This window comes from Streptomyces sp. NPDC057743 (assembly GCF_042798755.1).
In the GTDB taxonomy this organism is placed as follows: Bacteria; Actinomycetota; Actinomycetes; order Streptomycetales; family Streptomycetaceae; genus Streptomyces.
This window is the reverse complement of record NZ_JBHVJX010000011.1, coordinates 60,382-84,892: the sequence shown is the minus strand read 5'-3', so window position 1 is coordinate 84,892 and position 24,511 is coordinate 60,382. Positions and strand designations below refer to the sequence as shown.

The 24,511-nt window shown below is 73.3% G+C and carries 22 protein-coding genes; 7 read left to right on the top strand and 15 right to left on the bottom strand.

What is annotated here, in order from left to right; all coding sequences use genetic code 11:
• Positions 1-17: 17 nt before the first annotated feature.
• From ACFVFQ_RS14810 to ACFVFQ_RS14800, 3 genes are all read right to left on the bottom strand, one after another.
• Positions 18-455, bottom strand: coding sequence for an SAV_915 family protein (locus ACFVFQ_RS14810; protein WP_383414600.1), 438 nt, complete (start codon positions 453-455; stop codon positions 18-20).
• 364 nt (positions 456-819) lie between these two features.
• A complete protein-coding gene (locus tag ACFVFQ_RS14805) occupies positions 820-1,770 on the bottom strand; it encodes a LysR family transcriptional regulator (RefSeq protein ID WP_383414597.1) in 951 nt (316 codons plus the stop codon).
• 271 nt (positions 1,771-2,041) lie between these two features.
• Complete coding sequence (locus ACFVFQ_RS14800; RefSeq protein WP_383415021.1) at positions 2,042-3,580, bottom strand: MFS transporter; 1,539 nt, start codon at positions 3,578-3,580, stop codon at positions 2,042-2,044.
• Between the two features lie 139 nt (positions 3,581-3,719).
• On the opposite strand from ACFVFQ_RS14800, the gene ACFVFQ_RS14795 reads away from it, so the two are divergent.
• Together ACFVFQ_RS14795 and ACFVFQ_RS14790 are read left to right on the top strand one after the other, a co-directional pair.
• Positions 3,720-4,736 (top strand): Lrp/AsnC family transcriptional regulator, encoded by a 1,017-nt coding sequence (locus ACFVFQ_RS14795; protein WP_383414594.1) that lies wholly within the window; start codon positions 3,720-3,722, stop codon positions 4,734-4,736.
• The gene (locus ACFVFQ_RS14790; RefSeq protein ID WP_383414591.1) at positions 4,733-5,467 is read left to right on the top strand and encodes a rhomboid-like protein; all 735 of its coding nucleotides are present in this window, start codon (positions 4,733-4,735) and stop codon (positions 5,465-5,467) included. Before ACFVFQ_RS14795 ends, ACFVFQ_RS14790 begins: the two co-directional genes overlap by 4 nt.
• Here the strand turns inward: ACFVFQ_RS14790 and ACFVFQ_RS14785 are convergent.
• The 9 genes from ACFVFQ_RS14785 to ACFVFQ_RS14745 form a co-directional block, all read right to left on the bottom strand.
• Positions 5,458-6,282 (bottom strand): HAD family hydrolase, encoded by an 825-nt coding sequence (locus ACFVFQ_RS14785; RefSeq protein WP_383414588.1) that lies wholly within the window; start codon positions 6,280-6,282, stop codon positions 5,458-5,460. The genes ACFVFQ_RS14790 and ACFVFQ_RS14785 overlap by 10 nt on opposite strands.
• Positions 6,279-7,568, bottom strand: a complete 1,290-nt coding sequence (gene serS / locus ACFVFQ_RS14780; RefSeq protein ID WP_383414583.1) for a serine--tRNA ligase — start codon at positions 7,566-7,568, stop codon at positions 6,279-6,281. Before serS ends, ACFVFQ_RS14785 begins: the two co-directional genes overlap by 4 nt.
• Positions 7,569-8,304: 736 nt before the next feature.
• Entirely contained in the window at positions 8,305-9,231 is a 927-nt protein-coding gene (gene pheA, locus ACFVFQ_RS14775; protein ID WP_383414576.1) for a prephenate dehydratase, read from the bottom strand.
• 149 nt (positions 9,232-9,380) lie between these two features.
• The gene (gene efeB, locus ACFVFQ_RS14770; RefSeq protein ID WP_383414573.1) at positions 9,381-10,703 is read right to left on the bottom strand and encodes an iron uptake transporter deferrochelatase/peroxidase subunit; all 1,323 of its coding nucleotides are present in this window, start codon (positions 10,701-10,703) and stop codon (positions 9,381-9,383) included.
• The gene (locus ACFVFQ_RS14765; protein WP_383415018.1) at positions 10,703-12,703 is read right to left on the bottom strand and encodes a copper resistance protein CopC; all 2,001 of its coding nucleotides are present in this window, start codon (positions 12,701-12,703) and stop codon (positions 10,703-10,705) included. The genes efeB and ACFVFQ_RS14765 overlap by 1 nt, the downstream gene beginning before the upstream one ends.
• A gap of 100 nt (positions 12,704-12,803) precedes the next feature.
• On the bottom strand, positions 12,804-13,283 hold the full coding sequence (locus ACFVFQ_RS14760) for a copper chaperone PCu(A)C (protein WP_383414570.1): 480 nt from the start codon (positions 13,281-13,283) through the stop codon (positions 12,804-12,806).
• The gene (locus ACFVFQ_RS14755; protein ID WP_383414568.1) at positions 13,280-13,933 is read right to left on the bottom strand and encodes an SCO family protein; all 654 of its coding nucleotides are present in this window, start codon (positions 13,931-13,933) and stop codon (positions 13,280-13,282) included. Before ACFVFQ_RS14755 ends, ACFVFQ_RS14760 begins: the two co-directional genes overlap by 4 nt.
• 138 nt (positions 13,934-14,071) lie before the next feature.
• Positions 14,072-14,827: a YcnI family protein gene (locus ACFVFQ_RS14750; protein WP_383414566.1), complete on the bottom strand. Its 756-nt coding sequence runs from the start codon at positions 14,825-14,827 to the stop codon at positions 14,072-14,074.
• 162 nt (positions 14,828-14,989) lie between these two features.
• Complete coding sequence (locus tag ACFVFQ_RS14745; protein ID WP_383414564.1) at positions 14,990-15,829, bottom strand: hypothetical protein; 840 nt, start codon at positions 15,827-15,829, stop codon at positions 14,990-14,992.
• 269 nt (positions 15,830-16,098) lie between these two features.
• Between ACFVFQ_RS14745 and ACFVFQ_RS14740 the strand changes: the two genes are divergently transcribed.
• A complete protein-coding gene (locus ACFVFQ_RS14740) occupies positions 16,099-16,584 on the top strand; it encodes an ATP-binding protein (protein ID WP_383414562.1) in 486 nt (161 codons plus the stop codon).
• Positions 16,585-16,655: 71 nt separating this feature from the next.
• Here the strand turns inward: ACFVFQ_RS14740 and ACFVFQ_RS14735 are convergent, their stop codons facing one another.
• A complete protein-coding gene (locus ACFVFQ_RS14735) occupies positions 16,656-17,525 on the bottom strand; it encodes a helix-turn-helix transcriptional regulator (protein ID WP_383414559.1) in 870 nt (289 codons plus the stop codon).
• A gap of 185 nt (positions 17,526-17,710) precedes the next feature.
• Between ACFVFQ_RS14735 and ACFVFQ_RS14730 the strand changes: the two genes are divergently transcribed.
• Both ACFVFQ_RS14730 and ACFVFQ_RS14725 read left to right on the top strand, forming a co-directional pair.
• Positions 17,711-18,766 (top strand): aldo/keto reductase, encoded by a 1,056-nt coding sequence (locus tag ACFVFQ_RS14730; RefSeq protein ID WP_383414556.1) that lies wholly within the window; start codon positions 17,711-17,713, stop codon positions 18,764-18,766.
• A 49-nt stretch (positions 18,767-18,815) separates the two neighbouring features.
• Entirely contained in the window at positions 18,816-19,112 is a 297-nt protein-coding gene (locus tag ACFVFQ_RS14725; protein ID WP_383414553.1) for a putative quinol monooxygenase, read from the top strand.
• A gap of 52 nt (positions 19,113-19,164) precedes the next feature.
• Here ACFVFQ_RS14725 and ACFVFQ_RS14720 read toward each other — a convergent pair whose 3' ends face one another.
• Both ACFVFQ_RS14720 and ACFVFQ_RS14715 read right to left on the bottom strand, forming a co-directional pair.
• Entirely contained in the window at positions 19,165-20,397 is a 1,233-nt protein-coding gene (locus ACFVFQ_RS14720) for a hypothetical protein (protein WP_383414550.1), read from the bottom strand.
• A gap of 23 nt (positions 20,398-20,420) precedes the next feature.
• Complete coding sequence (locus ACFVFQ_RS14715; RefSeq protein ID WP_383414547.1) at positions 20,421-21,560, bottom strand: SPFH domain-containing protein; 1,140 nt, start codon at positions 21,558-21,560, stop codon at positions 20,421-20,423.
• A gap of 279 nt (positions 21,561-21,839) precedes the next feature.
• Between ACFVFQ_RS14715 and ACFVFQ_RS14710 the strand changes: the two genes are divergently transcribed.
• Positions 21,840-23,501 carry an FAD-binding dehydrogenase gene (locus ACFVFQ_RS14710; protein ID WP_383414542.1) on the top strand — a complete coding sequence of 554 codons (1,662 nt, stop codon included), beginning with the start codon at positions 21,840-21,842 and terminating at the stop codon, positions 23,499-23,501.
• Positions 23,498-24,319: an SDR family oxidoreductase gene (locus tag ACFVFQ_RS14705; protein ID WP_383414535.1), complete on the top strand. Its 822-nt coding sequence runs from the start codon at positions 23,498-23,500 to the stop codon at positions 24,317-24,319. The genes ACFVFQ_RS14710 and ACFVFQ_RS14705 overlap by 4 nt, the downstream gene beginning before the upstream one ends.
• The last annotated feature ends 192 nt before the right edge of the window (positions 24,320-24,511 follow it).

The following is a 24,511-nucleotide window of genomic DNA, read 5'->3' as shown; positions in this document are numbered from 1 at the left end:
GTGGGGGTGCCGCTTCCTCAGACGGCCCGTAGACGACTGCTACGGGGGATGCGGGGTGCCGGGGTGAGGCGGGGGGCGCGCAGGACGTCGGTGGTCAGGCGCGGGTCGCGGGCGACGTCGCGGACCGGCCGCGGGTCGCGGGCGTCGGGGAAGGCCCGGCCGTCGCGGGCGAGGTCGGGGGCGAAGCGCGGGTCGACGGTCACGGTGGTCGCGCCGACGGGCTCGGCCAGCGCACGCAGCGCGGGCTCGGAGAGCCGCACCCAGGGCTGGCCGCCGCCGAGAACCTCGGTCAGTCGCTGGAGTGAGGTGAAGCCGACGGCCGTGCGGCCGCCGAGCGGCGTACGGAACAGGCGGGCGGTGCAGCCCGCGGGTCCCGACCGGACGGGTACGAAGAGAGGCCCGGCCGGGACGCGATCAGCAGGCTCGGGGTCTTCCGCGGGGTGATGGTGGGACACGTCGTTGCTCCTCGACGGGACGGCGGCCCCGGACCGTTGGTGGACTGCGCGTATGCCGGGGCTCGGGCACTGACGCTATGCCCGCTGCGGGGGTCCTTCGGCCGCTCCATGACGCTTCGTTGACGCTTTGCGGACCGGACTTGACGCGATGCTGCCATCGCCGGCCGGAGCGTGCGGCCGGAAGTGCGCGTGCCGGTCGCTCCGTGCTGCCGGGATGCCGGCGGACGGTGACCGGACCTCGGCGTTGCGCTGCGGTTGCGCCGGCCCTGAGGGTGTGCGTGCGCCGGCCCGTACCGACCCCGTCACCGGCTATCGCTGCTCCGCGGCCGGCCAGCTCGCCCGGCTCTCAACCGCATCACCGCGCTCAAGGACCTGCGGTTCGGCCTCCGTCAGTCGAAGTCCCGCCCGTCAGCCACCGGTTCACCGTCTCGGCGAACTCCACCGCCGCCGGGCCGAGCGCCGCCCACTGCCGCACCGCCCACCCGGTCGTCAGCGGCGGCAGCGCCGGTATCGGCACCAGGCGCAGGCCCGGGTGCCCGGCGGTGGCCCGGTGGCCGGGGAGGCGGGGGACGACGGCGGGGCCGACGCCGAGCTCGGCGAGCAGCAGCGCGGTGTCCCAGTCGGCGACGCTGGTGGCGCTGGGTCCCGGCAGCTCGTCCCCGGGCGCCAACGCGCCGTCCCGGTGGCCGAGATGGCCGTCCAGGCGCATCCGGGAGGTGGAGTTCTCCGGCAGCCGGATGAGGCGGAGGCCGGCGAGCTCGTCCGGTTCGATGCGGTCGCGGGCGGCGAGCGGATCGTCGGCGGGCACCGCGAGCACCCACGGCAGGCCGATCACCGGGTGTTGCTCGATGCCCCGTACGGGCGGGCCGATGGTGATCCAGGCGAGGTCACAGTCGCCGTCCGCGACCGCCTCGAAGCAGCGGCGGCTGGAACTCTCGGTGTGGAACTCCAAGTTGACGTGCGGCTGCCGGTCCCGGAAGGCCACCACCGCGTCGGACATGAAGTGCCGGACGGTGGTGGCGCCGGTGGTGACCCGGACCGTCCCGCCGTCGCCCCGGCGCATGTCGGCGAGCCGGCGCAGCGCCAGGTCCAGCGCGCCCAGGCCGTCGAGGGCCGCGCGGTGCAGGATGCGGCCCGCGGCGGTCGGCGCCACCCCGCGCGGTCGGCGCTCCAACAGGCCGATGCCCGCCTCCCGTTCGAGGCGCTTGACGCGCTGGCTGACGGCGGACTGGGTACAGCCCAGGTCGCGGGCGACGGCGCTGAGGCTGCCCGCCTCGCAGACGGCCACGAAGGCCCGCAGATCGTCGAGGGTCACCGGGCCACGCTAGGCCCTGTCGTCAAACTCCTGTCTGCCGTCCGGCGCCCGGCCCGCCCTTCGGGCGGACGACGGGAGTTTGACGACAGGACCTAGCCCGCGGTCCGATGCCAACCCAAGCCCTGGCTAAGGGATTTGAAAGGAAACCCGAGGATTGACTTGCAAGTGGCGCCCCGGGACGATCGTTCACAGGGCCCAGGGCGGCAACCCGGAACCGCGGACGGCCGTGCGGTTCCGGGTGCCGACCCGCCCGCCCGGCCGTCCTACGGGGTCATGCCTCGGCTGGTGCCCGCTCGCCCGTGGGCGCGCCCTGCGCGCGGTGGCCGCCCGTACGGGAGCCGGGTGCGGACCCGTTGTCCGCGCGCGGCGCGCGCCGGACCACCGCGAGGACCAACAGGCCGGTGACGACCGCCACCAGGCCGGAGATCAGCGTGATGTCCCGCAGCCCGGAGAGGTAGCCGGCGGCGAGCGCGCCCCGGCCGCCCGTCGCGGCCCCGGAGTCGCTCAGCGCGTTGCCGAAGACCGTCCCCAGGACCGCGATGCCGAACGCGAACCCGAGCTGGCGGAAGGTGTTCACCGCACCGCTCGCCATCCCGGCCCGCTGCGGCGGGGCCGCGCCCAGCGCCGCCGACACCAACACCGGCATCGCCGCGCCGACGCCGAGCCCGCTCACCGCCAGGCCGGGGATCAGGGTCGCCCAGTCGGACCCGGTGCCGAGCAGCGCGGCGTGCAGCAGGCCGCCCGCGCCGATCAGCAGCACGCCGATGCCGAGCGGGAGTTGGGGCGCCAGGCGCTGCAGCCACCGGCCGCCGAAGGCGCCGACCAACAGGGACATCAGCGCCATCGGGGTCACCGCCAGCCCCGCCCCGATCGGGCTGAGGCCGAGCAGGTTCTGCGCCCACAGGCCCACGAACGTCAGGTACGGGAAGGCCGCCGCCTGCATCAGCAGCGCCGCCGCCATCAGCACCGCGAACGACGGGCGGCGCAGCAGCCGAAGGTCCAGCAGCGGGGCGGCGGTGCGCCGTTCCGCCACCACGAACACCAGCAGCGCCAGGACGGCGAGCGCCAGCGCGGCCAGCGTCCAGCTCTCCGTCCAACCGTGCTCGCCGCCGCGCATCAGCCCGTACGTCAGCGCGCCCGCGCAGAGCGTGAAGGAGAGGGCGCCCGGCCAGTCGATGCGGGCCAGGGCGGAGGGGCCGCCGGCGCCGCCGCGCGCGCGGTCGGGGTCGCCGTAGGACTCGTTCAGGTGCCGCAGGGACAGCCAGACGGCGACGGCGGTCAGCGGCAGGTTGACCAGGAAGATCGCCCGCCAGTCGGTCCACTCGGTGAGCATCCCGCCCAGCACGGGGCCGACCGCGGCCGCCGCCCCGCTGGTGCCGCCCCAGATGCCGAACGCCACGCCGCGGTCCCGGCCCTGGTAGGCGGCCATCAGCAGCGGGGTGTTGCTGGCGAACATCGCCGCCGCGCCGACGCCCTGCACGACCCGGGCCGCGACCAACAGGTCCGGGCCGGGCGCCAGTCCGCAGGCCAGCGAGGCGAGGGCGAACAGCACCAGCCCGCCGACGTAGACGCGGCGCCGCCCGAAGAGGTCGGCCGCCGAGCCCGCCACCATCAACAGCGCGGCCAGCGCCAGCGCATAGGCGTCCAGCACCCACTGGAGGGAGGTGAAGGAGGCGCCCAGGCCGTCGGCGATCTTGGGCAGCGCGGTGTTCACGATCGTCACGTCGACGAGCAGCATGAAGTTGCCGAGGGTGATGGCCACCAGGGGCCACCATTTGCCGCGCGCCCCAGGGGCGTACCGCATGATCATTTCCTCCGTTGGGTGGTGCATGTCGTTCCGACGGCCGGGCAGGGCGCCCGGCCGGTGGTCCACTCTCCGTCGGGCCCGGCCCGCTCCCCCAGCCACGGCGCTGCCGGCGGCGCAATCCGACACGGGTTAGCCTCCAACGGTGAAAACCGACGGTTCCGCCCCCCGGACTTCGCCGTTCGACGACCTCGACCGCCGGCTCATCCAGGCCCTCCAGACCGACGGCCGGGCCTCCTTCAGCCGGATCGCCGCGGTGCTGGGCGTCTCCGACCAGACCATCGCCCGGCGCTACACCCGGCACCGGAGCTCCGGCGCGTTCCGGGTGCTGGGACTGGCCGAGCCGCGGGCGCTGGGCGAGGTGGAGTGGATGGTGCGGGTGCAGTGCGCGCCGGACGCCGCGCTGCCGGTCGCCGAGGCGCTGGCCCGCCGCTCGGACACCTCCTGGGTCAGCCTGATGTCCGGCGGCACCGAGATCGCCGCGGTGTGCCGGGCGTCCAGCAGCGAGCACAGCGACGCGCTGCTGCTCCAGAAGCTGCCGCGCACCCCCAGCGTGGTCGGGGTGACCGCGCACTGCCTGCTGCACGAGTTCTACGGCGGCCCACAGAGCGCGGTCAGCAAGTCCGGCGCGCTGACCGAGGAGGAGGTCGCCCGGCTGAGCCCGCCGCCGCCCCGGCCGCCCGACGAGCCGGTGGCGCTCTCGGACGCCGACCGCCGGCTGTTCGAGGCGCTCGGCCGGGACGGTCGCGCCCCGCTCGCCGAACTGGCCGCGATCACCGGCTGGTCGCCCACCACCGTCCGCCGCCGCCTTGCGTCCCTCCGGTCGGACGGCGTCCTGTACTACGACGTCGACTACGCTCAACACGAGTACGGGTACGGGGTGATGGTCGCCCTGTGGCTGTCGGTCGCGCCCGCCGAACTCGCCGCCACCGGCGAGGCGTTGGCGGCGCATCCGGAGGTCGCGTTCGCCGGCGCCACCACCGGGCCGCACAACCTCTTCGCGTCCATCCTGTGCCGGGACACCGGCGCGCTCTACACCTACCTGACGACCCGGATCGCGGCCCTCCCCGGCGTGCGGACGATGGAGAGCGCGCCCCGCATCCGGCACCTCAAGGGACCGGGCCCCTACCTCGCCCCCGTCACGACGAGGAGCCGCCGATGAAGCCACCGCCGCCCCGGGACCTGGTGGTCCGGGCGAGGGACCTGGTGTGGGACTGGGTGCGTTCGGCGCCCGGGACCCACATCTGGCTGCTGATCATCGGGGTCACCAGCCTGGTGATCGCCTCGGCCTCCGAGGGCCTTGAGCAGTTCCTCCTGCACCGCAACAGCAGCAACATCCACGAGCTGAACGAGCACCCGGTGCCGGCCCTGCTGATCAGCGGGTTCTGGATCGAGCGGCCGGGCTCGTTCCTGCTGTACGCGGTGATGTTCGAGCTGGTGCACGCCAACGTCGAGCGCTGGATGGGGAGTTGGCGCTGGCTGCTGACGGTCGGCGCGGCGCACATCGCGGCCACCCTGGCCAGTCAGGAGCTGGTGCTGCTGGCCATCGAGGGCCACCGGCTGCCGCGCTCGATGACCCACGTCGTCGACATCGGCGTCTCCTACGGGCTGGCCGCCGCGGCCGGCGTGCTGACCTACCGGCTGCCGTCGCCCTGGCGCTACGCCTACCTCGTCGGGGTGCTGGCCTTCTTCGGGGTGCCGTTGGTGACCGGCGCGACCTTCACCGACTTCGGGCATGCCATCGCCCTGGCGATGGGCTTTGCCTGCTGGCCGCTGACCCCGGCGGCGCGGGTCGGGCCCCAGGACGAGGGTCCCTGCTCGATCGAGGGCGGGACCTCGGGGAAGGCGGGGCCGGGCGGCGGCGCACCGCCGCCCGGGGGCCGTCAGGAGTAGAGCCGCTCCAGGACCACGGCGATGCCGTCGTCCTCGTTGGAGGCGGTGATCTCGTCGGCGACGGCCTTGAGTTCGTCGTGGGCGTCGGCCATCGCCACGCCGTGCGCGGCCCAGCCGAACATCGGGACGTCGTTGGGCATGTCGCCGAAGGCGATGGTGTCCCTCGCCGTGAGGCCCAGGCGGCGGGCGGCCAGCGAGAGGCCGGTGGCCTTGGTCAGGCCCAGCGGCAGCAGTTCGACGATCCGGGGCCCGGCGACCATGATGCCGACCAGGTCGCCGGCGACCTGCCGGGCGGCGTCGGCCAGTGCGTCGTCGTCCAGCGTCGGGTGCTGGAGGTAGACCTTGTTGAGCGGCGCGGCCCACAGCTCGCCCGGGTCGTCGACCGGGAGGTGCGGCAGCGGGCCCTCCTGGACCTCGTAGCCGGGGGTGACCAGCACCTCGCCGGCCAGGCCGTCCCGGCTCGCGGCCAGGTGGAGCGGGCCGACCTCGGCCTCGATCTTGGACAGCGCGAGGCCAGCGAGCTGGCGGTCCAGGGTCACCGAGGTCAACAGCCGCTGTTCGCCGGCGTGGTAGACCTGCGCGCCCTGCCCGCACACCGCCAGGCCCCGGTAGTCCAGGGCGTCGAGGATGTGCCGGGTCCAGGGCACCGCCCGGCCGGTGACGACGATGTGCGCCGCGCCCGCCGCGGTGGCCGCGGCGAGCGCCGCACGGGTGCGCTCGGAGACGGTCTCGTCGTGACGCAGCAGCGTCCCGTCGAGGTCCGTCGCGATGAGCTTGTACGGCAGCGGCGACCCCGCCGGGGCTGAGGAATTCACTTGGCGACGGGCTCCAGGACCTCACGGCCGCCCAGGTAGGGGCGGAGCACCTCGGGGACGCGGACCGAACCGTCGGGCTGCTGGTGGTTCTCGAAGAGCGCCACGATGGTCCGCGGGACGGCGCAGAGCGTGCCGTTGAGCGTGGCCAGCGGGCGGACCTTCGGCTTGCCGTCGGCGGTCTCCCGCATCCGCACCGACAGGCGGCGGGCCTGGAACTCGTTGCAGTTGGACGCCGAGGTCAGCTCGCGGTACTTGCCCTGGGTCGGGATCCACGCCTCGCAGTCGAACTTGCGGGAGGCGGAGGCCCCCAGGTCGCCGGTGGCGACGTCGATCACCTGGAACGGCAGCTCCAGGGAGGTCAGCCACTGCTTCTCCCACTCCAGCAGCCGCCGGTGCTCGGCCTCGGCGTCCTCCGGCGCGACGTAGGAGAACATCTCCACCTTGTCGAACTGGTGGACCCGGAAGATGCCGCGGGTGTCCTTGCCGTAGGTGCCGGCCTCGCGGCGGTAGCACGGCGAGAAACCGGCGTAGCGCAGCGGCAGTTGCTCGGCCTCGACGATCTCGTCCATGTGGTACGCGGCGAGCGGGACCTCGGAGGTGCCGACGAGGTAGTAGTCGTCGCGCTCCAGGTGGTAGACGTTCTCGGCGGCCTGGCCGAGGAAGCCGGTGCCCTCCATGGCGCGCGGGCGGACCAGGGCGGGCGTCAGCATCGGCGTGAAGCCGGCCTCGGTGGCCTGTGCGATGGCGGCGTTGACCAGCGCGAGCTCCAGCAGGGCGCCGACGCCGGTGAGGTAGTAGAAGCGCGAGCCCGAGACCTTGGCGCCGCGCTCGACGTCGATGGCGCTGAGCAGTTCGCCGATCTCCAGGTGGTCCTTGGGCGTGAAGCCCTCGGCGGCGAAGTCGCGGATGGTGCCGTGCGTCTCCAGGACCGTGAAGTCCTCCTCGCCGCCCACCGGGACGTCGGGGTGGACGATGTTGCCCAGCTTCCGCAGCAGCGCCTGGGTCTCTTCCTTGGCCTCGTCCTGCTCGGCGTCGGCGGCCTTGACGGCGGCGGCGAGCTCGCCGGCCTTCTTCAGCAGCTCGGCCTTCTCCTCGCCGGCGGCCTTGGGGATGAGCTTGCCGAGCGCCTTCTGCTCGGAGCGCAGCTCGTCGAAGCGGACGCCGGACGACCTGCGCCGCTCGTCGGCGGAGAGGAGCGCGTCGACGAGCTCGACGTCCTCTCCACGGGCGCGCTGGGAGGCGCGCACACGGTCGGGGTCCTCACGGAGCAGGCGAAGGTCAATCACCCCACCAGGCTACCGGGGACGCGGACGCCCCTCGACGCGCTCTTCACCGGCGCGGCATTTTGCCCGTTTTGCGGTTATTTATTCCGTGACGGGGAAGCGAGGGGGAAGTGCGGTGGCGGCGAGGAGGAAAGGGCTCGACGGAACGTTCGCGGGCGGCGGTCGGGGCGGTTGTCGCGGCGGTTGTCCCGACGGTTGCCGTGACGCTTCGTGAGGCCCTGCGGAATTCCCGGTTCATGCCGCGAAAAGGGCATTCGCGGCATGCATTCTCTTGCGGTCGGCGCCCCGTCGCCGCGGTTGTGCCCAGGTTATCCCCCGAGTTGTCCACAGGAGGGCAGGGCTGGCGGATTCTTATCCACAGGCTGTGTGTGAGATCTGTGGAAGCCGGAATTGATCATTCTGCACCCGAAATGCTCGCTATGGATTCTTCGTCCAAACCCCGTTCACGCACTCTTTCGTGTGGGATTACCTCGCCCTAAAGGATTGATCGCGGGAATTGTGCTGACGCGCGCACCAGTGGTCCACTGTGGGTGACTGTGGACGCATCTGGGGTCACTAGGGGGATATGTCGACTCCGTCCGACCCTCATGTCGACTTACCCACAGGTCGAGAAGCGAGCCTGTGGATAACTTTGTGGACAACCGCAGGGGCGGTCGGAGGGCACCCCGGAACGGCGCCTCCGGTCCCACCGAAGGCGCAGGTCACAGCCCGTAACGCGGGCGGTAGGGGGCGGACCGGCTCAGCCTCGGCCGTCCAGGCAGCGCGCCAGCCAGTCCGACGCCTCGGTGAACGCGGTGTCGGTCACCTGCGGCCGGACGCTCGCGCTGACCTCGTCGGCCCGCGGGTACGAGCCGAGGAACCGCACCTCGCGGCAGACCCGCTTGAGGCCCATCAGCACCTCGCCCACCCGGCGGTCGGTGACGTGCCCCTCGCAGTCGACCGAGAAGCAGTAGCGGCCGATGCCCTCGCCGGTCGGCCGGGACTCGATCCGCATCATGTTCACGCCGCGGACCGCGTACTCCTGGAGCAGCTCCAGCAGCGCGCCGGGGTGGTCGGCGGCCAGCCACAGCACCACCGAGGTCTTGTCCGCGCCGGTGGGCGCCGCGGGCCGGGCCGGGCGGCCGACCAGGACGAAGCGGGTGGTGGCGTTCTGCGCGTCGTGGATGTCGGTGACCAGCGGCGTCAGCCCGTACGTCGCGGCCGCGAACTCCCCGGCGAACGCGCCGTCGTAGCGGCCCTCCTGCACCAGCCGCGCGCCGTCGGCGTTGGAGGCCGCCGACTCCCAGACCGCGTCCGGGAGTTGGGCCGCCAGCCACCTGCGGACCTGGGGCTGGGCGACCGGGTGCCCGGTCACCGTCTTCACGTCGGCCAGCTCGGTGCCCGGGCGGACCAGGAGGGCGAAGGCGATCGGCAGCAGCACCTCGCGGTAGATCATCAGCGGTTCGCCGGAGGCCAGTTCGTCGAGGGTGGTGGTCACCCCGCCCTCGACGGAGTTCTCGATCGGCACCAGGGCGGCGGCGGCCTCGCCGGCGCGCACCGCGTCCAGCGCGGCCGAGACCGACACCATCGGCACCAGTTCCCGGGTCGCCGCCTCGGGGAGGGTGCGCAGCGCCGCCTCCGTGAAGGTGCCCGCGGGACCGAGATAGGTATAGCGACTGGCCGACATGGAAGTGGACTCCCTCACGTGCCTGCGGGAGCGCCCCGCCGTCTTCCGCCCTGCCCTGTCACGATACCGAGCCGACGGGGGGCCGGCGGACGCGTCCCACCAAGCGGTCATCCGGCCCCGCGCCGGTCACCCGACGCCGGGGCCGGTGGTCAGCCCTCCAGCAGCGGCTGGGCCACGTAGTCGCCCTCCGACGGGGCCGGCGGCACCGCGTACAGGCCGCTGGCCTCGTGCCGCAGGAACGGCGAGAGGGCGTCACCGCGGTCCAGCTTCCGCTGGATCTGGGTGAAGGCGCGCAGCGGATCGGCCTGCCAGCAGACGAAGAGCAGCCCGGCGTCCGGGGCGCCGTCGTCGCGGAAGCCGTCGTGGAAGGAGAACGGGCGGCGCAGCATCGCCGAGCCCTGGTTGGCCTCGGGGGCGGCGATCCGGGCGTGCGCGTTGGCGGGGATCACCGGGAGCCCGTCGGGGCCGGTGGCGTCCAGCTTCATCGGGGTGGTCTCGGTGCCGCCGGTCAGCGGGGCGCCGTTGTCCTTGCGCCGGCCTATGACCCGCTCCTGCTCGGTGCGGGAGCGCTTCTCCCAGTCGTCCAGCAGCATCCGGATGCGGCGCACCACCGCGTACGAACCGCCGAGCATCCACTCCTGCTGGGTGTCCGCGCCGACGAAGATCCGCCGGTCGAAGTCGGGTTGGGACGGCTTGGGGTTGTTGGTGCCGTCGATCTGGCCCATGAGGTTGCGGGCCGTCATCGGGTGCGCGGTGGCGCCCGGGGTGCGGTTGAAGCCGTTCATCTGCCACCGCAGCCGGGCGGTGTCCGCCGCCTCCTTCTGGAGCGCGCGCAGCGCGTGGAAGGCGACCAGCGCGTCGTCGGCGCCGATCTGGATCCAGAGGTCGCCGTCGCTGCGCTTGGGGTCGAGGGCGTCGGCGGAGAAGCCCGGCAGCGGGTCGAGCTGGACCGGGCGGCGCCCGGCCAGTCCGGTCCGGTCGAAGAAGCTGTGGCCCAGGCCGAAGGTGACGGTCAGCGAGGACGGGCCGGCGTCCAGCGCCACATCGGTGTCGGCGGCCGGGGTGCGCCCGGCCATCAACTCCTGCGCGGTGCGCGTCCAGCGGCGCAGCAGCGCGGCCGCCTCCTTGCGGCCGGCGCCGGCCGCAAGGTCGAAGGCGACGAGATGGCCGCGGGCCTGGAGCGGGGTGGTGATGCCCGCCTGATGCTTGGCGCCCGAGGCCCGAAACGGCACCGCGGTCGCCCCGATCGAGGTCAGCGCCTGCGGGTCATCGCCCATGGCCCGCGCGGCCGAGACGCCGAGGGCGCCGCCGGCCCCGCCGAGGACCAGCCCGGTCGCGCCGGCCGCGCCGACGGTCCCCAAGAGGCGGCGGCGGGAGAGCTCCACGGTGCTGCCGTCCGCGGTGGACGGCCCGTCGGGGGTGCGGGCGGCGTCGTCCTGCGGGGTGTCCTTGACGTCCTGCTGCTTGCTCATCAGTTGATTGTCACGTTTCTGGTCTCGGTCACCTGGTCGATGTCGGAGGTCCGGACGAGCAGCGAGAGCTCCCACCGCCCGGGGACCGGGAGTTGGACGCCGCTGGCGGTCCAGTGGCCGGTCCCGCTGTGCCGGAGCGCGACCGGCAGCGGCCCCAGCTTCTTGGCGGCGAGCGTGAAGGAGACCTTCACCTCGGGGACGTCCCGGACCTTCCCCGACGGGTCGGCGATCCGCAGCCGCAGCTCGTTGCCGCCGCCGCTGCGCCCGGGGTCGAGGTCGAGGCGGGCGGTGCCCTTGCCGCCCGGGCCGCCGGTGTCGAACGGGACGGTCAGCACCCGCGGTTGGTTGGCGTCGGGGGACTGCCCGGCCTGCGCGGCCTGCACGGCCGCCTCGGTGCGGGCCGGTTCGGTGGTGGTCAGGGCGGTGGTCACGCCGAGCAGCAGCACCGCGATGCCGGCCTCGGCCAGAACGGAGCGGCGCAGCCCGTGCCGCACCGGGTCGGCGTCCCGGACCCGCTTCTTGCGGGCGGTGGCCAACGCGTCCCGTTGGCGGGCCAGTTGGGCGGCGCGTACCGGGTCGACGGCGGCGCCGTCGGAGTCCTCGGGAGCGGCGCCGCCGACGGGGACGGTGGCGGGCTCGGGCGCCGGGGCCGCGGAATCCGCCGCCTGCGCCGAGCCGTTCTCCCCCGCCGCCTCCGCCAGGCGCCCCGTCCACCGTCGGGACAGCCCGGCGACGGCCACCATGACCACCACCAGCCCCACCTTGACCAACAGCAACTGCCCGTAGGAGGTGTCGACCAGCGCGCGCCAGGTGCCGACCTGCCGCCAGGACTGGTAGAGGCCGGTGGCGACCAGGGTCAGGACGGAGCCGAAGGCGATCCGGGAGAACCGGCGGACGGCGGCCCGCTCGATCGCCGGGCCCCAGTAGAGGGACACCAACAGGGCCGCCAGCCCGCCGAGCCAGCCGGCGACCGCGAGCAGGTGCAGCACGTCGACGGGCATCGCCACGAAGGGCTGGAGCCCGGTCGAGGCGTGCTCGGCGATCGCCCAGGTGGTGGCGAGCCCGACGGCGACCACCGCCCCGCCGATACCGAGCCCCAGGGTCAGGTCCGCGCGCCGCTCGGCGCCGTCCTCGGGGCCGTCGGAGTCCTCGGAACCGCCGGGGCCGTCGGCGCCGTTGGGCGGCTCCGGCCCGTCGGCGGCCGGTGCGTGCGCCCGGGCGTAGGAGCCGAAGAGCACCGCCACGAACAGCGCCGCCGCGGCGAGCAACAGCAGCCGGCAGAGCAGTGCCGCGCCCGGCTTGGTCAGCAACGCCCCCTGGAGGCCGCCGAGGTCGAGGACGTCGGCCAGCTTCCCGGACCCGGTGTACGGGGCGCGCAGCAACAGCAGCGCCAGCGTGGCGCCGGTCAGCAGCGCCCACCCCCGGACGACCAGCCGCTGCACCGACCGCACCCGGGAGGCGGTCGGACGGCAGGCCAGCACGAACGCCGAGCCGCCGACCAGCAGCACGAAACCGGCGTAGGAGAGGTAGCGGCCGACCTGGTAGAGCGCGCCCACCAGGCCGCCGCCGACCTGCTCTTGGGGAAGGGCGGCGGCGGTCTTGGACGGCGCCCCGATGGAGAAGGTGAAGGCGCCGGAGACCGGGTGGCTGTCCCCCGAGATCGCCTGCCACGCGACGGTGTACGTCCCGTTGGGCAGCCCCGGCGGCAGCCCGGCCCCGTACTTGACGGTGCTGCCGCTACACAGGTCGCGCAGCTTGCCGCGGTCCACCCGCTTGCCCTGCGGATCCAGCACGCGCAGCGAGTCGTTGCCCATCGCCACGCCCTCGGAGAAGGTGAGCGCGACCTGCTCGGGGGCGTGTGCCACCACCGATCCCGACGCGGGGTCGCTGCCGGTCAGCGCGGCGTGCGCGCTGGCCGGGGCGACGCCCGCGACCAGCGCGCAGAGCAGCGCCGCCACGACGACCAGCAGCCGCCGCGGTCGGAAGCCGGTGAGGGCCATGGTGCGCGCTCCCCTTCCCGTTGGCATGAGTGTCCGTCTCCTTCACTGGGGCCGTCGTCCGGCCCGCTGCGTCACGGCGTCCGCGGCGGTGCCGCGGCCGTCACTTCCCCGGCCGGTAGTCGGCCGGCTTCACCGGCACCTCGACCTTCACCGGGGAGGCGGTGGCGAAGTGCAGCTCGATGGTGACCTTCTGGCCGGCGGTGGGCTTGTGCGTCAGCCCCATGAACATCACGTGGTTGCCGCCGGAGCTGAGCTTGAGCTCCCCGTTGGCGGGCACCGGCAGGGAGTTGACGTGCTCCATCTTGTTGCCGTCGGTGGTGTGGAGGCTGATGTCCTTGGCCAGGTCGCTGGTGACCGAGGTCAGCTTGTCGGCGGTGCCACCGTCGTTCTTGACGGTGAAGTAGGCGCCGGCCATCTGGTCGGTGACCGGCTGCGGCATGTACGCGCCGCTGACCGAGAGCTTCGGGGCGCTGTCCTTGCCGCCACAGCCCGCGAGGGCGAGACCGGTGGTGAGGACGAGCGCGGAGGCCATGGCTATCCGGCGGCTGACGGGGGCGAGGGGGGTGGTGCGGCGGGTCACGGGTTCTGTCCCTTAATGATCTTCGGAAGTGCGGTGGTGTAGTTGTCGGCGGTGGCCTCCTGCATGCCCATCCAGTGGACCTTGTCGTCCTTGGGCGAGCTGAGCAGGACCTGGGCGCCGTGGGTGGAGACCACGTCGCCGTTCTTCTTCTTGACCGGCGCCTCGATGCCGATGTTCACGCTGCGGGCGGCCTGCTGGATCTTGTTGAACGGGCCGGTGAGCCCGATGAAGTCCTTGTTGATGCCGCCGAGCCACTTCTTGAGCTGGGCCGGGGTGTCCCGCTCGGGGTCGGAGGTCACGAAGACCACCCGCAGGTCGTTCCGCTCGGCCTGCGGCAACTGCTTCACGGCCACCGCGATGTTGGCCATCGTCGTCGGGCAGACGTCCGGGCAGTTGGTGTAGCCGAAGTAGATCAGGGTCGGATGGCCCTTGGTCTTCTCCAGCAGGTCGTAGGACTTGCCCTCGGAGTCGGTGAGGGTGAGGTCCGGCTTCTCCATCGGGCTGTCGAGGGTGACGATCGGCTTGGCCGCCGTCCCCCCGGAAACGTCGGCGGCGGGCTTGTCGGCGTCGCCGCTGCCGCAGGCGGTCAGGGTGAGGCCGAGGGCGGCGGTCGCGCCGAGCGCGGACACCAGCAGTTTTCTTCTACGCATGACGGATATGTCCCGTTGTATCGGTTGCTTGGGGCCGGTTCGTGTCAAGAGTCTTCTCGTATCGGGCTGTTCGTACCGAAGGGTGCCGGACCGGCGCGGTGGGCACCGGTCCGGCCGCGGTGCGCGGTGCGGTGCGGGTCAGGCGTTGCGGCGCCGGCCGGCGAGCACGCCGAAGGCGACGCCGACGATGCCCACGACGATCCCGCCGACGGCCAGCACGCGGGCCGTGGTGTCGCTGGTGGGCGTCGGGGCGGCCGCGGCGGTGCCCTTGGTGCCGTTCTTGCCGTCACCCTGGTCGCCGCCCTGGGCGTCGGCCGCGGTGAGCTTGAGCACCGGAGCCGGGTTCTCCGGTTCCGGGCCGCCCGGCTTGGCCGGCTCGATCCAGCGCACGACCTCCTTGTCGGAGTACGTCTGGAGGGCCTTGAAGGCGATCTGGTCGGCGTCGGTCGGCAGTTGGCCCACGGAGAGCGGGAACTGCTGGAACTGGCCGGGCTCGATGCCCTTGCCGTCCGCGGTCCAAGTGATCTTCGAGGGCGCCTCGTTGATCTTCTCGCCCTCCATCTCGACCGGCTTGGGCAGCTTGGACTTGGTGACCTCCACCGTCCAGCCCGGCACCGGCTGCGGCATGACGGACGCCAGCGGGTGGTCGGTCGGCAGGGCGACCTCGACCTTCACGGTCGAGGCGTTGTCGCGCTCGTTGGGCACCTTGATGTCGACGGTGGCGAAGCCGCCCTTGGGGGCCGTGCCGGGCTGCACGGTGACGTGCGCGAAGGCCGGACCGGCCAACAGCAGCACGCTGCCGGCCGCGACCCCGCCGACGACGGGCAGCCGGCGGACCAGCCGCCGCGCCGAGGGCGCCGGAGCCGGCGCCGCGCTGCCCGAAAACGCTGACATACCGAACTTCTTGGCCGTGCTGAAACGCTTCATGAACGCTCCACGAGGAGAAGGAAAAACGACGGATGACGGGTGGGCGGAGCCCGGCCCGGCGCGCGACGGGAACGCCCGCGCGCACGCGTCGATCCCCGGGAGTCCTCCGGGAGCGTGGGGTGCGGGGCGTCAGGCAGCGAGGGCCAGGTGACCGTGGGCCGGCGGTCCGCGCCGTACGACGCTGTGGTGCAGCGCCGGATCCCGCGGCGCGGGCACGTCCCTGTAGGCGGAGGGGGCGCGCCGCCCCTGCTCCTGCGCTGCGCCGAGGGCCGCGAGCAGGACATGGACCAGCGCGAGCGACCGGCGCACCACGCCGATCAGCGCCCGCGTCGCAACCTCGTGCGCCGCCGGGGCGGACAGCCGCACCAGCCGCCACAGCGCGACCTCGCCCCGCCGCAACAGCCAGCCGAGGCCGAGCGCGGCGAGCAGGTGCCCGAGCACCATGGGGACCGACGGCGCCAGGCAGTGCGCCATCATCGGGGCCATCGGGGCGCCGGCACCGCTCATCGCGTGCCCACCGACCCCGGTCAGCCCGGCCTCCTTGGCCATCTCCAGCCCGCCGGGGCCGAGCAGTTGGCGCGCCGCGCCGCCGTCGAGGTCGACGCCGCCCAGCCCGCACGTCAGGTGCCGGGCCAGCGCCACCGCCGCCTCGTCGGAGAGGCCGGAGGCCCGCCCGGAAGGAACCGCCGCCGGGTGCTGGCCCAGCGCGAACAGCGAGTGCAGCGCCGTCTGTCCGAGCGCCAGCGCGGCCGCGATCCCCGGGAGCGAGCGCTCCCGGCCGGCCAACGGGGCCGCCACCGCGAACACCGCGACCGCGGCGAGCCCCAGCGTCCACAGCGGAACGGCCGCCAACGACGCGGCCATGTGCCCGGCCGCGGACAGCGTCACACAGACCGCGGTGAACACCGCGGCCCGTAGCAGCCGCAGATCGGCGGCCGCGCGCGCTGTGGGGACGGCAGGGGCTCTCATGGCGGCCGCCATCATCCCACTGCCCCGATCCGTGGCCTACGGCAGGGTTTCGCCGTGTCCCGCGTGAGCGCTTGACGGGGGCGCCCGCCAGGGGCGTCCGGGATCCCGGGCCGGGCGCGCAGTGGCGCACACCCGGCACCCCGCCTACACCCGTGCGCTCACTTTCCGCATCCGCCGAATGAGCGGTATCACGTTCCCGAGAGGCTTACGGACCTTGCGGCGAGGCAATACGTATCGGTATGTCGAGCCGTGGCCAGGAGGCAGGAGCGATGAGCATCTGGTGGTCCCTCCATCTGCGGCGTGAGCCCGCGAGCGTGCCGCTCGCCCGACGCCTGCTGCTGGGCGCGATGGAGACCGCCGGCGTCGACCCCGACATCTGTTACGACCTCTCGGTCGCCCTCTCCGAAGCCTGTGCCAACGCCGTCGAGCACGGCGGCGACGCCACCGACGACTACCGCGTCACCGCCTACCTCGACGGCGACACCTGCCGCATCGAGGTCACCGACTCCGGCCCCGGCTTCCGCCGCCCCGCCCCGCCGCATACCGCCGCGGACCGGTCGCTGCCGACGCCGACCCCCGTCCCCACCCCCGCGCAGGCCCCCGGTTACGCCGAGGACGGCCGGGGGCTCTTTCTGATCGAGGCGCTCACCGACCACGTCCAGTACCGCAACCGCACCGGCCGGCGCGGTGCGGTGGTCAGCTTCGACAAGATCCTCAAGTGGCGCGAGGGCGCGCCGCTGCCGATGGCGTCCTGAGCCGTCCGACCCGTCTGGTCCGGTCGTCACGGGTGGATGGGGACGGTGTGGTGTGACGGTGGCGCGGTCGTTCAGCCGGCCGGTGCGTGTTCGCTGGTCCAGGCGGCCAGCAGTCGCAGCGCGGTGTGGGAGGGCGAGCCCTCCTCGACGGTGTGGGCGATCAGGGCCTGGTCCGGGTCGTCCGGCAGGCGCAGGGTCTCGAAGCTGAGGTCCAGCTCGCCCACCACGGGGTGCCGGTAGAGGTAGCGGCCGTGGGTCTTGTCCTTGAGGCGGTGTTCCGCCCAGACCTCCCGGAACTCCGGGCTGGCGGCGGTGAGTTCGTCGACCAGCTCCGCGGTGTGCGGATCGTCGGGGTGGCGGGAGGCGTCGAGGCGGAGGTAGGCGGCCACGTCGCCGGCCTTGCCCCGCCAGTCCGCGTACAGGCTGCGCATCCCCTCGTCCAGGAAGACCAGACGGGCCAGGTTCCGCTGTCGGGGAGGGAGCGCGCCGAAGTCGGTGATCAGGGCCGCTGCCAGCTGGTTCCAGGCCAGGACGTCGGTGTTGCGGCCGACGATGTACGCCGGGACGTCGGGGGTCGAGTCCAGGAGCCGGCGCAGGCCCGGCCGCACCTGCTGCGGGCCGGGTGCGTCCGCGCCGTGCCCCGCTTCGGGCCGCGGTGCCGGGCGTGCCAGCCGGTACAGGTGCTCGCGCTCCGCGGTGTCCAGGCGCAGGGCGCGGGCGACGGCGTCCAGCACCTCCGCGGAGAAGTGCAGGGTGCGGCCCTGTTCCAGCCGGACGTAGTGATCCACGCTCACCCCGGCCAGTTGGGCCAGCTCCTCGCGGCGCAGTCCGGGTACCCGGCGGCGTCCCCCGTAGTCCGGCAGCCCCAGTTCCGTTGGCCGCAGCCGGGCCCGGCGGGAGCGCAGGAACTCGCCCAGTTCTGTACGTCGGTCCAGTGCCATGCGGTCAGTATTCCCGGCGCGGTGCCGTGCGTGGTGGTCGTTGCCTGGTCATGCCGTGCCCAGGCACGGGCTGGCACTGGGTGGGCCCGGCGCCCGGCGCCACAGTGGTGGACGCCGGAACGGTTCCGGCAGACCGGAGGCCCACGCGGCCCCGGTCTCCCCAACTGCACTGGGAGTTCCGCGACATGAGCGCAACCGACCTGCCGACGCTGCCGCTCGGCACCACCGGCATGGACATCACCCGCGTCGGCTTCGGGTCCTGGGCGGTGTCCGGCTCGGGATGGCTCTTCGGCTGGGGCGCCACCGACGACGAGGAGTCCGTCGCCGCCATCCGGCACGCGGTCGCCTCGGGTGTCAACTGGATCGACACCGCGGCCGTTTACGGGCTGGGGCACTCCGAGGAGCTGGTCGGCAAGGCCCTCGCCGCTCTGCCCGAGGCCGAGCGTCCCTACGTCTTCACCAAGGCCGGGCTGGTCTGGGACCCGGACAACCCGCAGGCCGCACCCCGCCGGACCATGGAGCCGGCCAGCGTCCGCCGCGAGATCGACGCCTCCCTGCGGCGCCTGGGCGTCGACCGCATCGACCTGTACCAGGTGCACTGGCCGGACACCGGCGAGTCCCTGGAGTACGCGGGAGACGGCTCCGGGCCCGTCTCCCCGAACGCCACGCCGCTGGAGGAGTACTGGCAGGTCATGGCCGACCTGAAGGCCGAGGGGAAGGTCCGCGCGATCGGGCTGTCCAACCACGCGCCCGAACTGCTCGACGCCGCCGAGCGGATCGCCCATGTCGACGTCATCCAGCCCCCGTTCTCGGCCATCAACCGCTCTGCCGCGGCCGAGGTCGCCTGGGCCCGCGCCCACGACACCGGCGTGATCGTCTACTCCCCGCTCCAGTCCGGCCTGCTCACCGGCACCTTCTCCGCCGCACGCGTCGCCGGCCTGCCCGCCGACGATTGGCGCACCGGCCATCACGACTTCACCACCGGGCTGACCGCCAACCTCCGCCTGGCCGAAGGGCTGCGGCCGGTCGCCGAGCGGCACGGCGCCTCGGTCGCCGAGGTCGCCATCGCCTGGGCCCTGGCCTGGCCGGGCATCACCGGCGCCATCGTCGGCGCCCGCACGCCCCGTCAGGTCGACGGCTGGATCGCGGCGGGCGCGGTGCGGTTGACCAGGGCCGACCTCGACGAGATCACCGCCGCCATCACCTCGTCCGGCGCGGGCACCGGGCCGGCTCGCCCGTGACCGCCGTGCTGCCGAAGAACCGCCGTACCCCACAAGGAGATCGCCGCCCATGACCCTCGTCGTCCTTGCCGAATGCCTGGCCGCCCCGGGCCAGGAGGACCGTCTGCGCACCGCCCTGGAGGCGATGATCGAACCCTCTCTGGAGGAACCCGGCTGTCTCGCGTACAGCCCGTACGCCGACCCCAACCGCCCGGCCCGCATGGTGGTCGTCGAGGAGTGGGCCGACCCGGAGGCGCTGCGGGGCCATTGCGCAACTGCCCATTTCCGGCACGCCAGTCAGGTCCTGGACCAGGTCCTGGCCGAGCCCATGACCCTGCGGACACTGGTGGCCGCCCCCGCCGGGTGACGGCGCTGCCGGGCGCGCTCCGGGCGGCCTCGACCCGCGCCGTCGCCCGTGGTCAGTGGTGGTGGCGGTTGAAGACGAGCACGAGGGTTGTGACCACGATGGCCAGGAGGATGACCGCGAAGGCGATCTTCCAGGGGCTGTAGGGGCGGTCGCCGGTCACCTCGCCGGTCTCGGCGTTGACCATGACCTGCCACTGCTTGCCGTTGTAGACGTACGAGGCGAACCACACGGGCAGCATCAGGAGCTTGTAGGTCACCGCCGCGTAGTCGGTGTTGATCTCGTGCACCCGCTGCCGGTCGCCACCGATGTCCCGCTTGACGTCCTTCTCGATGACCTCGGCCATCTTCTGCTGGGCGGTCTGGAAGCCGGCCTCCGGCTCGACCTCGTACCGCAGGGTCCGAAAGCCCGCCAGGTACTCCTCCTGGTACGCCACCGCCTGCTTGAGCGGCCAGGGCTCCAGGGCCTGGAGGCGCTCGGCCGGGATGTTCCCGACGCCGGGGACGAGGACGTCGTCGAAGACGCGCTGGACCGAGCCGTTGACGCGGTACCAGCGGACCTTGGTCTCCTTGTCGTCGCCGCTGCCCACGGTGTACTCCTCGCCGCGCTGCCCGCGGTACGTGGAGGAGGTCTCGGCGTCGTACGTCCAGTGCGGCACGTAGGTGCCGTGCAGGGTCTCGGCCGCGCTGACCTTCTTGAGGTTGTTCGGCGCGAACCAGCGGGAGCGGGCCCACTTGCGCAGGTTGTCGTGCACCTCCCGCTTCGCCACCCGGAACGGCACCAGGCCCTCGGGCGCGATGCGGTCCCCGGCGGCCGACGCGACCAGCGGCGTGGAGCAGAACTGGCAGCGGCCGGAGAGCGCGGTGGTCTCGTTGACCGCGCCGCAGCCGGGGCACTTCAGGGCCTGCCCGCCGGGTGACAGCGGCTTGGCCGGCAGGCTCGCCAACTCCTCCCAGGCGTGCTCCTGCACCTCGCGGTTGACGGGGGCGATGGGCTGCTCGAAGCGGCAGTTGGGGCAGCGCAGGACGCTGGTGCCGGGGGCGTACTCGGTGGTGGAGCCGCAGCTGGGGCAGGCGTAGGTCTGCGGCTGCTGCTGCCCGTCGGGCTGTTGGGGCTGGGGCGGCGCGGGAGGCTGCGGCTGCTGGTACTGCTGTTGCTGCTGCGGGGGCTGCTGTGGGTAAGGCTGCGGGGGCTGTTGCTGGTACGGCTGTTGCTGGTACGGCGGTTGGGGCGGGTACGGCTGCTGTGGTTGCTGCGGCTGCTGCGGCTGGTAAGGCTGGTAGCTCATGGGTTACGGCCTCCTGGCGGTGGTCACGCCTGCGGCGGCAGCGGGGGCGGGGTGGCACGGAAGTGCTGGGCGAGCTCCGGCACGTTCTCCACCGGCTGCCAGGAAGCCATGCCCTCCCGCCAGGCGAGCATGCCCGGCCGGATCGCGCCCGAGCCGATGTGCCCGGTGAACGTCGCGTGGTCGTAGGGGCCTTGCTGCTGCCCGTCCACGGCCACGTACCACTGGTGCTGCTGCTGACCGGGCAGCGGCGGCGGAACGGCCGCGCCACCGGGGGCCGGTGCGGCCGGCTGCGGCTGGCCCTGCGGCTGGTTCTGCTGGGGCGCGAACGCCTGCGCCATCTGCTGGCCGGCGGCCATGCCGAGGCCCAGGCCGATGCCCTCGCCGGCGCCGCCGGGGTTGTTCGCCGCGTCCCGGATCGCGTCCGCGGCCTGGAGGCGCGCGTAGTTGTCGACGTTGCCGATGATGCCCATCCGGCTGCGGGCGTCGATGGCCTGCTCGACCTCGGGCGGCAGCGAGATGTTCTCGATGATGAACTTCGGGATGGACAGGCCGTGCGAGGTGGCCAGTTCGTCGGTGAGCGCCTTGGCCAGCCGGTCGCCGAGTTCGCCCTGGCGCGCGGAGAGGTCGAGCATCGGGATGCCGGAGCCGGCCAGCAGCGTGCCCAGCCGCCCCACGATCAGCTGCCGGAGGTACTCCTCGACCTCCTCGGTGCGGAACTGCGGGTCGGTACCGGCGAGTTCCGTGATCAGCTTGGCGGGGTCGCTGACCCGCGCCGCGTAGCCGCCGAAGGCCCGCAGTCGCACCATGCCGAACTCCGGGTCCCGGACCGTGACCGGGTTCTGGGTGCCCCACTTCAGGTCCGTGAACTGCCGGGTGGTGACGAAGTAGACCTCCGCCTTGAACGGCGAGTGGAAGCCGTACTTCCAGCCCTGGAGGGTCGCCAGGATCGGCAGGTTCCCCGTCTGGAGCTCGTACATGCCCGGTGCGAAGACGTCCGCGATCCGGCCCTGGTTGACGAAGACGGCAGCCTGCGACTCGCGCACGATGAGCTTGGCGCCCATCTTGATCTCGTTCTCGTAGCGCGGGAAGCGCCAGACGATCGTGTCCCGACTGTCGTCGGTCCACTCGATGATGTCGATGAATTCGCCGCGTACGCGGTCCATGAAGCCCACGACAGGTCCCCCAGTTCGCTCCGCCCGCCCCGGCCGGGCCGGTGCCGGCGGCGACGGGGACGGAGTTCGTCCGCTCAGATGTCCCGCTCATAGTAGAAGCCGGGCCTGGGGGCGGGGGGTGGCGGCTCCCGGTGGCCGGTGCCCCGACGGTCCTTGTTGCGGCACCGGCACATCGGATACGTTCCCGTATCGGTTTGTTACGGACATGGACGCGACAAGGCTGTCGGCCGGTGCGCGGGCGGCCGGCGCGGGACCGTAGAGGAGCCCTTCATGAGTGAGGACGCCGACGTCATCGTCGTCGGGGCCGGGCTGGCCGGACTGGTTGCCACCCACGAACTCGCCCGCGCGGGACGGCGGGTGATCGTCGTCGACCAGGAGAGCGGGGCCAACCTCGGCGGCCAGGCGTTCTGGTCGCTGGGCGGGCTGTTCCTGGTGGACAGCCCCGAGCAGCGGCGGGCCGGCATCAGGGACTCGCCCGAACTGGCGCTGTCCGACTGGCTGGACTCGGCTGGCTTCGACCGCGAGCGGGAGGACCACTGGCCGCGGCAGTGGGCGCAGGCGTACGTGGACTTCGCCGCCGGCGAGAAGCGCCGCTACCTCTACGACCTGGGGCTGCGGCTGACCCCCACCGTCGGCTGGGCCGAGCGCGGCGCCGGCATGGCGACCGGACACGGCAACTCGGTGCCCCGTTTCCACCTCACCTGGGGCACCGGCCCCGAGGTCGTCCGGGTCTTCGCCGAGCCGGTGCGGGCCGCGGCCGAGCGCGGGCTGGTGGAGTTCCGACACCGGCACCGGGTCGACGAGTTGCTCGTGGAGGACGGGGCGGTGGTCGGGGTGCGCGGCAGCACGCTGGTGCCGTCAGAGCTGCCGCGCGGCGTGGCCTCCTCGCGCGAGACCGAGGGCGAGTTCACGCTCCGGGCGCAGGCGGTGGTGGTGACCTCCGGCGGCATCGGCGGCAACCACGAACTGGTCCGCAAGAACTGGCCGGTTGACCGGGTCGGCCCGGCCCCCACGTCGATGATCACCGGCGTGCCCGCCTACGTGGACGGGCGGATGCTCCAGATCACCGAGCGGGCCGGCGGCTCGCTGGTCAACCGCGACCGGATGTGGCACTACACCGAGGGCATCAGGAACTGGAACCCGATCTGGCCCGACCACGCGATCCGGATCATCCCCGGCCCGTCCTCGCTGTGGCTGGACGCCACCGGACGGCGGCTGCCCGCGCCGCTCTTCCCCGGCCACGACACCCTCGGCACCCTGCGCCACATCCTGCACACCGGCCACGACCACACCTGGTTCCTGCTCACCCGCTCCATCGTGGAGAAGGAGTTCGCCCTCTCCGGCTCCGAGCAGAACCCGGACATCACGGGAAAGGACCTCAAACTCGCCCTGGCGCGGGTGAAGAAGGGCGCACCCGGCCCGATCCAGGCGTTCCTGGACCGCGGCGAGGACTTCGTCGTCCGGCGTACCCTGCGCGAACTGGTCGCCGGGATGAACGCCCTGGAGCCGTCGACTCCCCTGGACTACGCGCAGGTTGAGCGGGAGGTGCTGGCCCGGGACCGGGCGGTGGCCCACCCCTACTCCAAGGACCTCCAGTTGATGGCGGTGCGCAACGCGCGGGAGTACTGGCCGGACAAGCTCACCCGGGTCGCCAAGCCACACCGGCTGCTCGACCCGGCGCACGGCCCGTTGATCGCGGTCCGGCTGCACGTGCTGACCCGTAAGACGCTGGGCGGGTTGGAGACCACCCTGGAGTCGCAGGTGGTCCGGCCGGACGGGGCGCCCTTCGACGGGCTCTACGCGGCCGGCGAGGCCGCCGGCTTCGGCGGCGGCGGGGTGCACGGCTACAACGCGCTGGAGGGCACCTTCCTGGGCGGCTGCATCTTCTCCGGCCGGGCGGCGGGCCGGGCGTTGGCCCGGAGGCTGGCGTGAGCGGCCGCGCGGGCGGCGAGGGGAGCGGGCGTACCGCGCTGGTGACCGGGGCGTCCTCCGGCATCGGCGCCGCGGTGGCGGCGGCGCTGGTCGCCCGCGGCCACCGCGTCCTGGGGACCAGCCGCGCCCCGGAGGCCGTCGCGGCGCCGCTGCCCGGCGTCCGCTACCTCCCGCTCGACCTCGACGACGAGGCGTCCATCGAGGCGTGTGCGGCCGCCGCCGGCCCGGTCGACGTGTTGGTCAACAACGCCGGCGAGAGCCAGAGCGGCCCCTTCGAAGAGCTCCCGATGGCCGCCGTCCGCCGGCTGTTCCAGCTCAACGTCTTCGGCGCCGTCCGCCTCAGCCAACTCCTGCTGCCCGGAATGCGGGAGCGCGGCCACGGCCGGGTGGTGATGGTCGGCTCCATGCTCGCCAGCTTCCCGCTCGCCTACCGCTCCTCCTACGTCGCCTCCAAGGCCGCGCTCAAGGGCTTCGCGGACGCCGCCCGGCGCGAACTGGCGCCCTACGGCGTGGCGTTGACCACCGTCGAACCGGGCTCGATCGCCACCGGTATCAGCGCCCGGCGCACCGACTACCTCGCCGACGGCTCGCCGTTCGGGGACGGGTACCGCACGATGCGGGCCGCCCTCGACGCCAACGAGGCGCGCGGCACCGCCCCGGAGCGCGTCGCCGCCACCGTCCTCAAGGCGATCGAGGCGCCCCGCCCCCGGCCGCACTACGCGGTCGGCAGCAACGCCCCCGCGGTCTTCCTGCTGCGGCGGCTGCTGCCCGATGCGGCGGTGGAACGGATGGTGGCCCGCCGGCACGGGCTGCGCTGAGCGCGCCACGCCAACTCCGGCGAAGCGCACCGGAGTACGCCGGACCGGGCGACTCCGGAAGGGGAGAATCCGGGAATGAGTGGGACCCGGAACGGGTAGATCCGGGAACAGGCAAGTCGGAGAACGCACAACTCCCGGGAAAATGACGGGAATTCGTCGCTGAGGAGAGGCTGCCTGCGCGGTCTCGCGGGA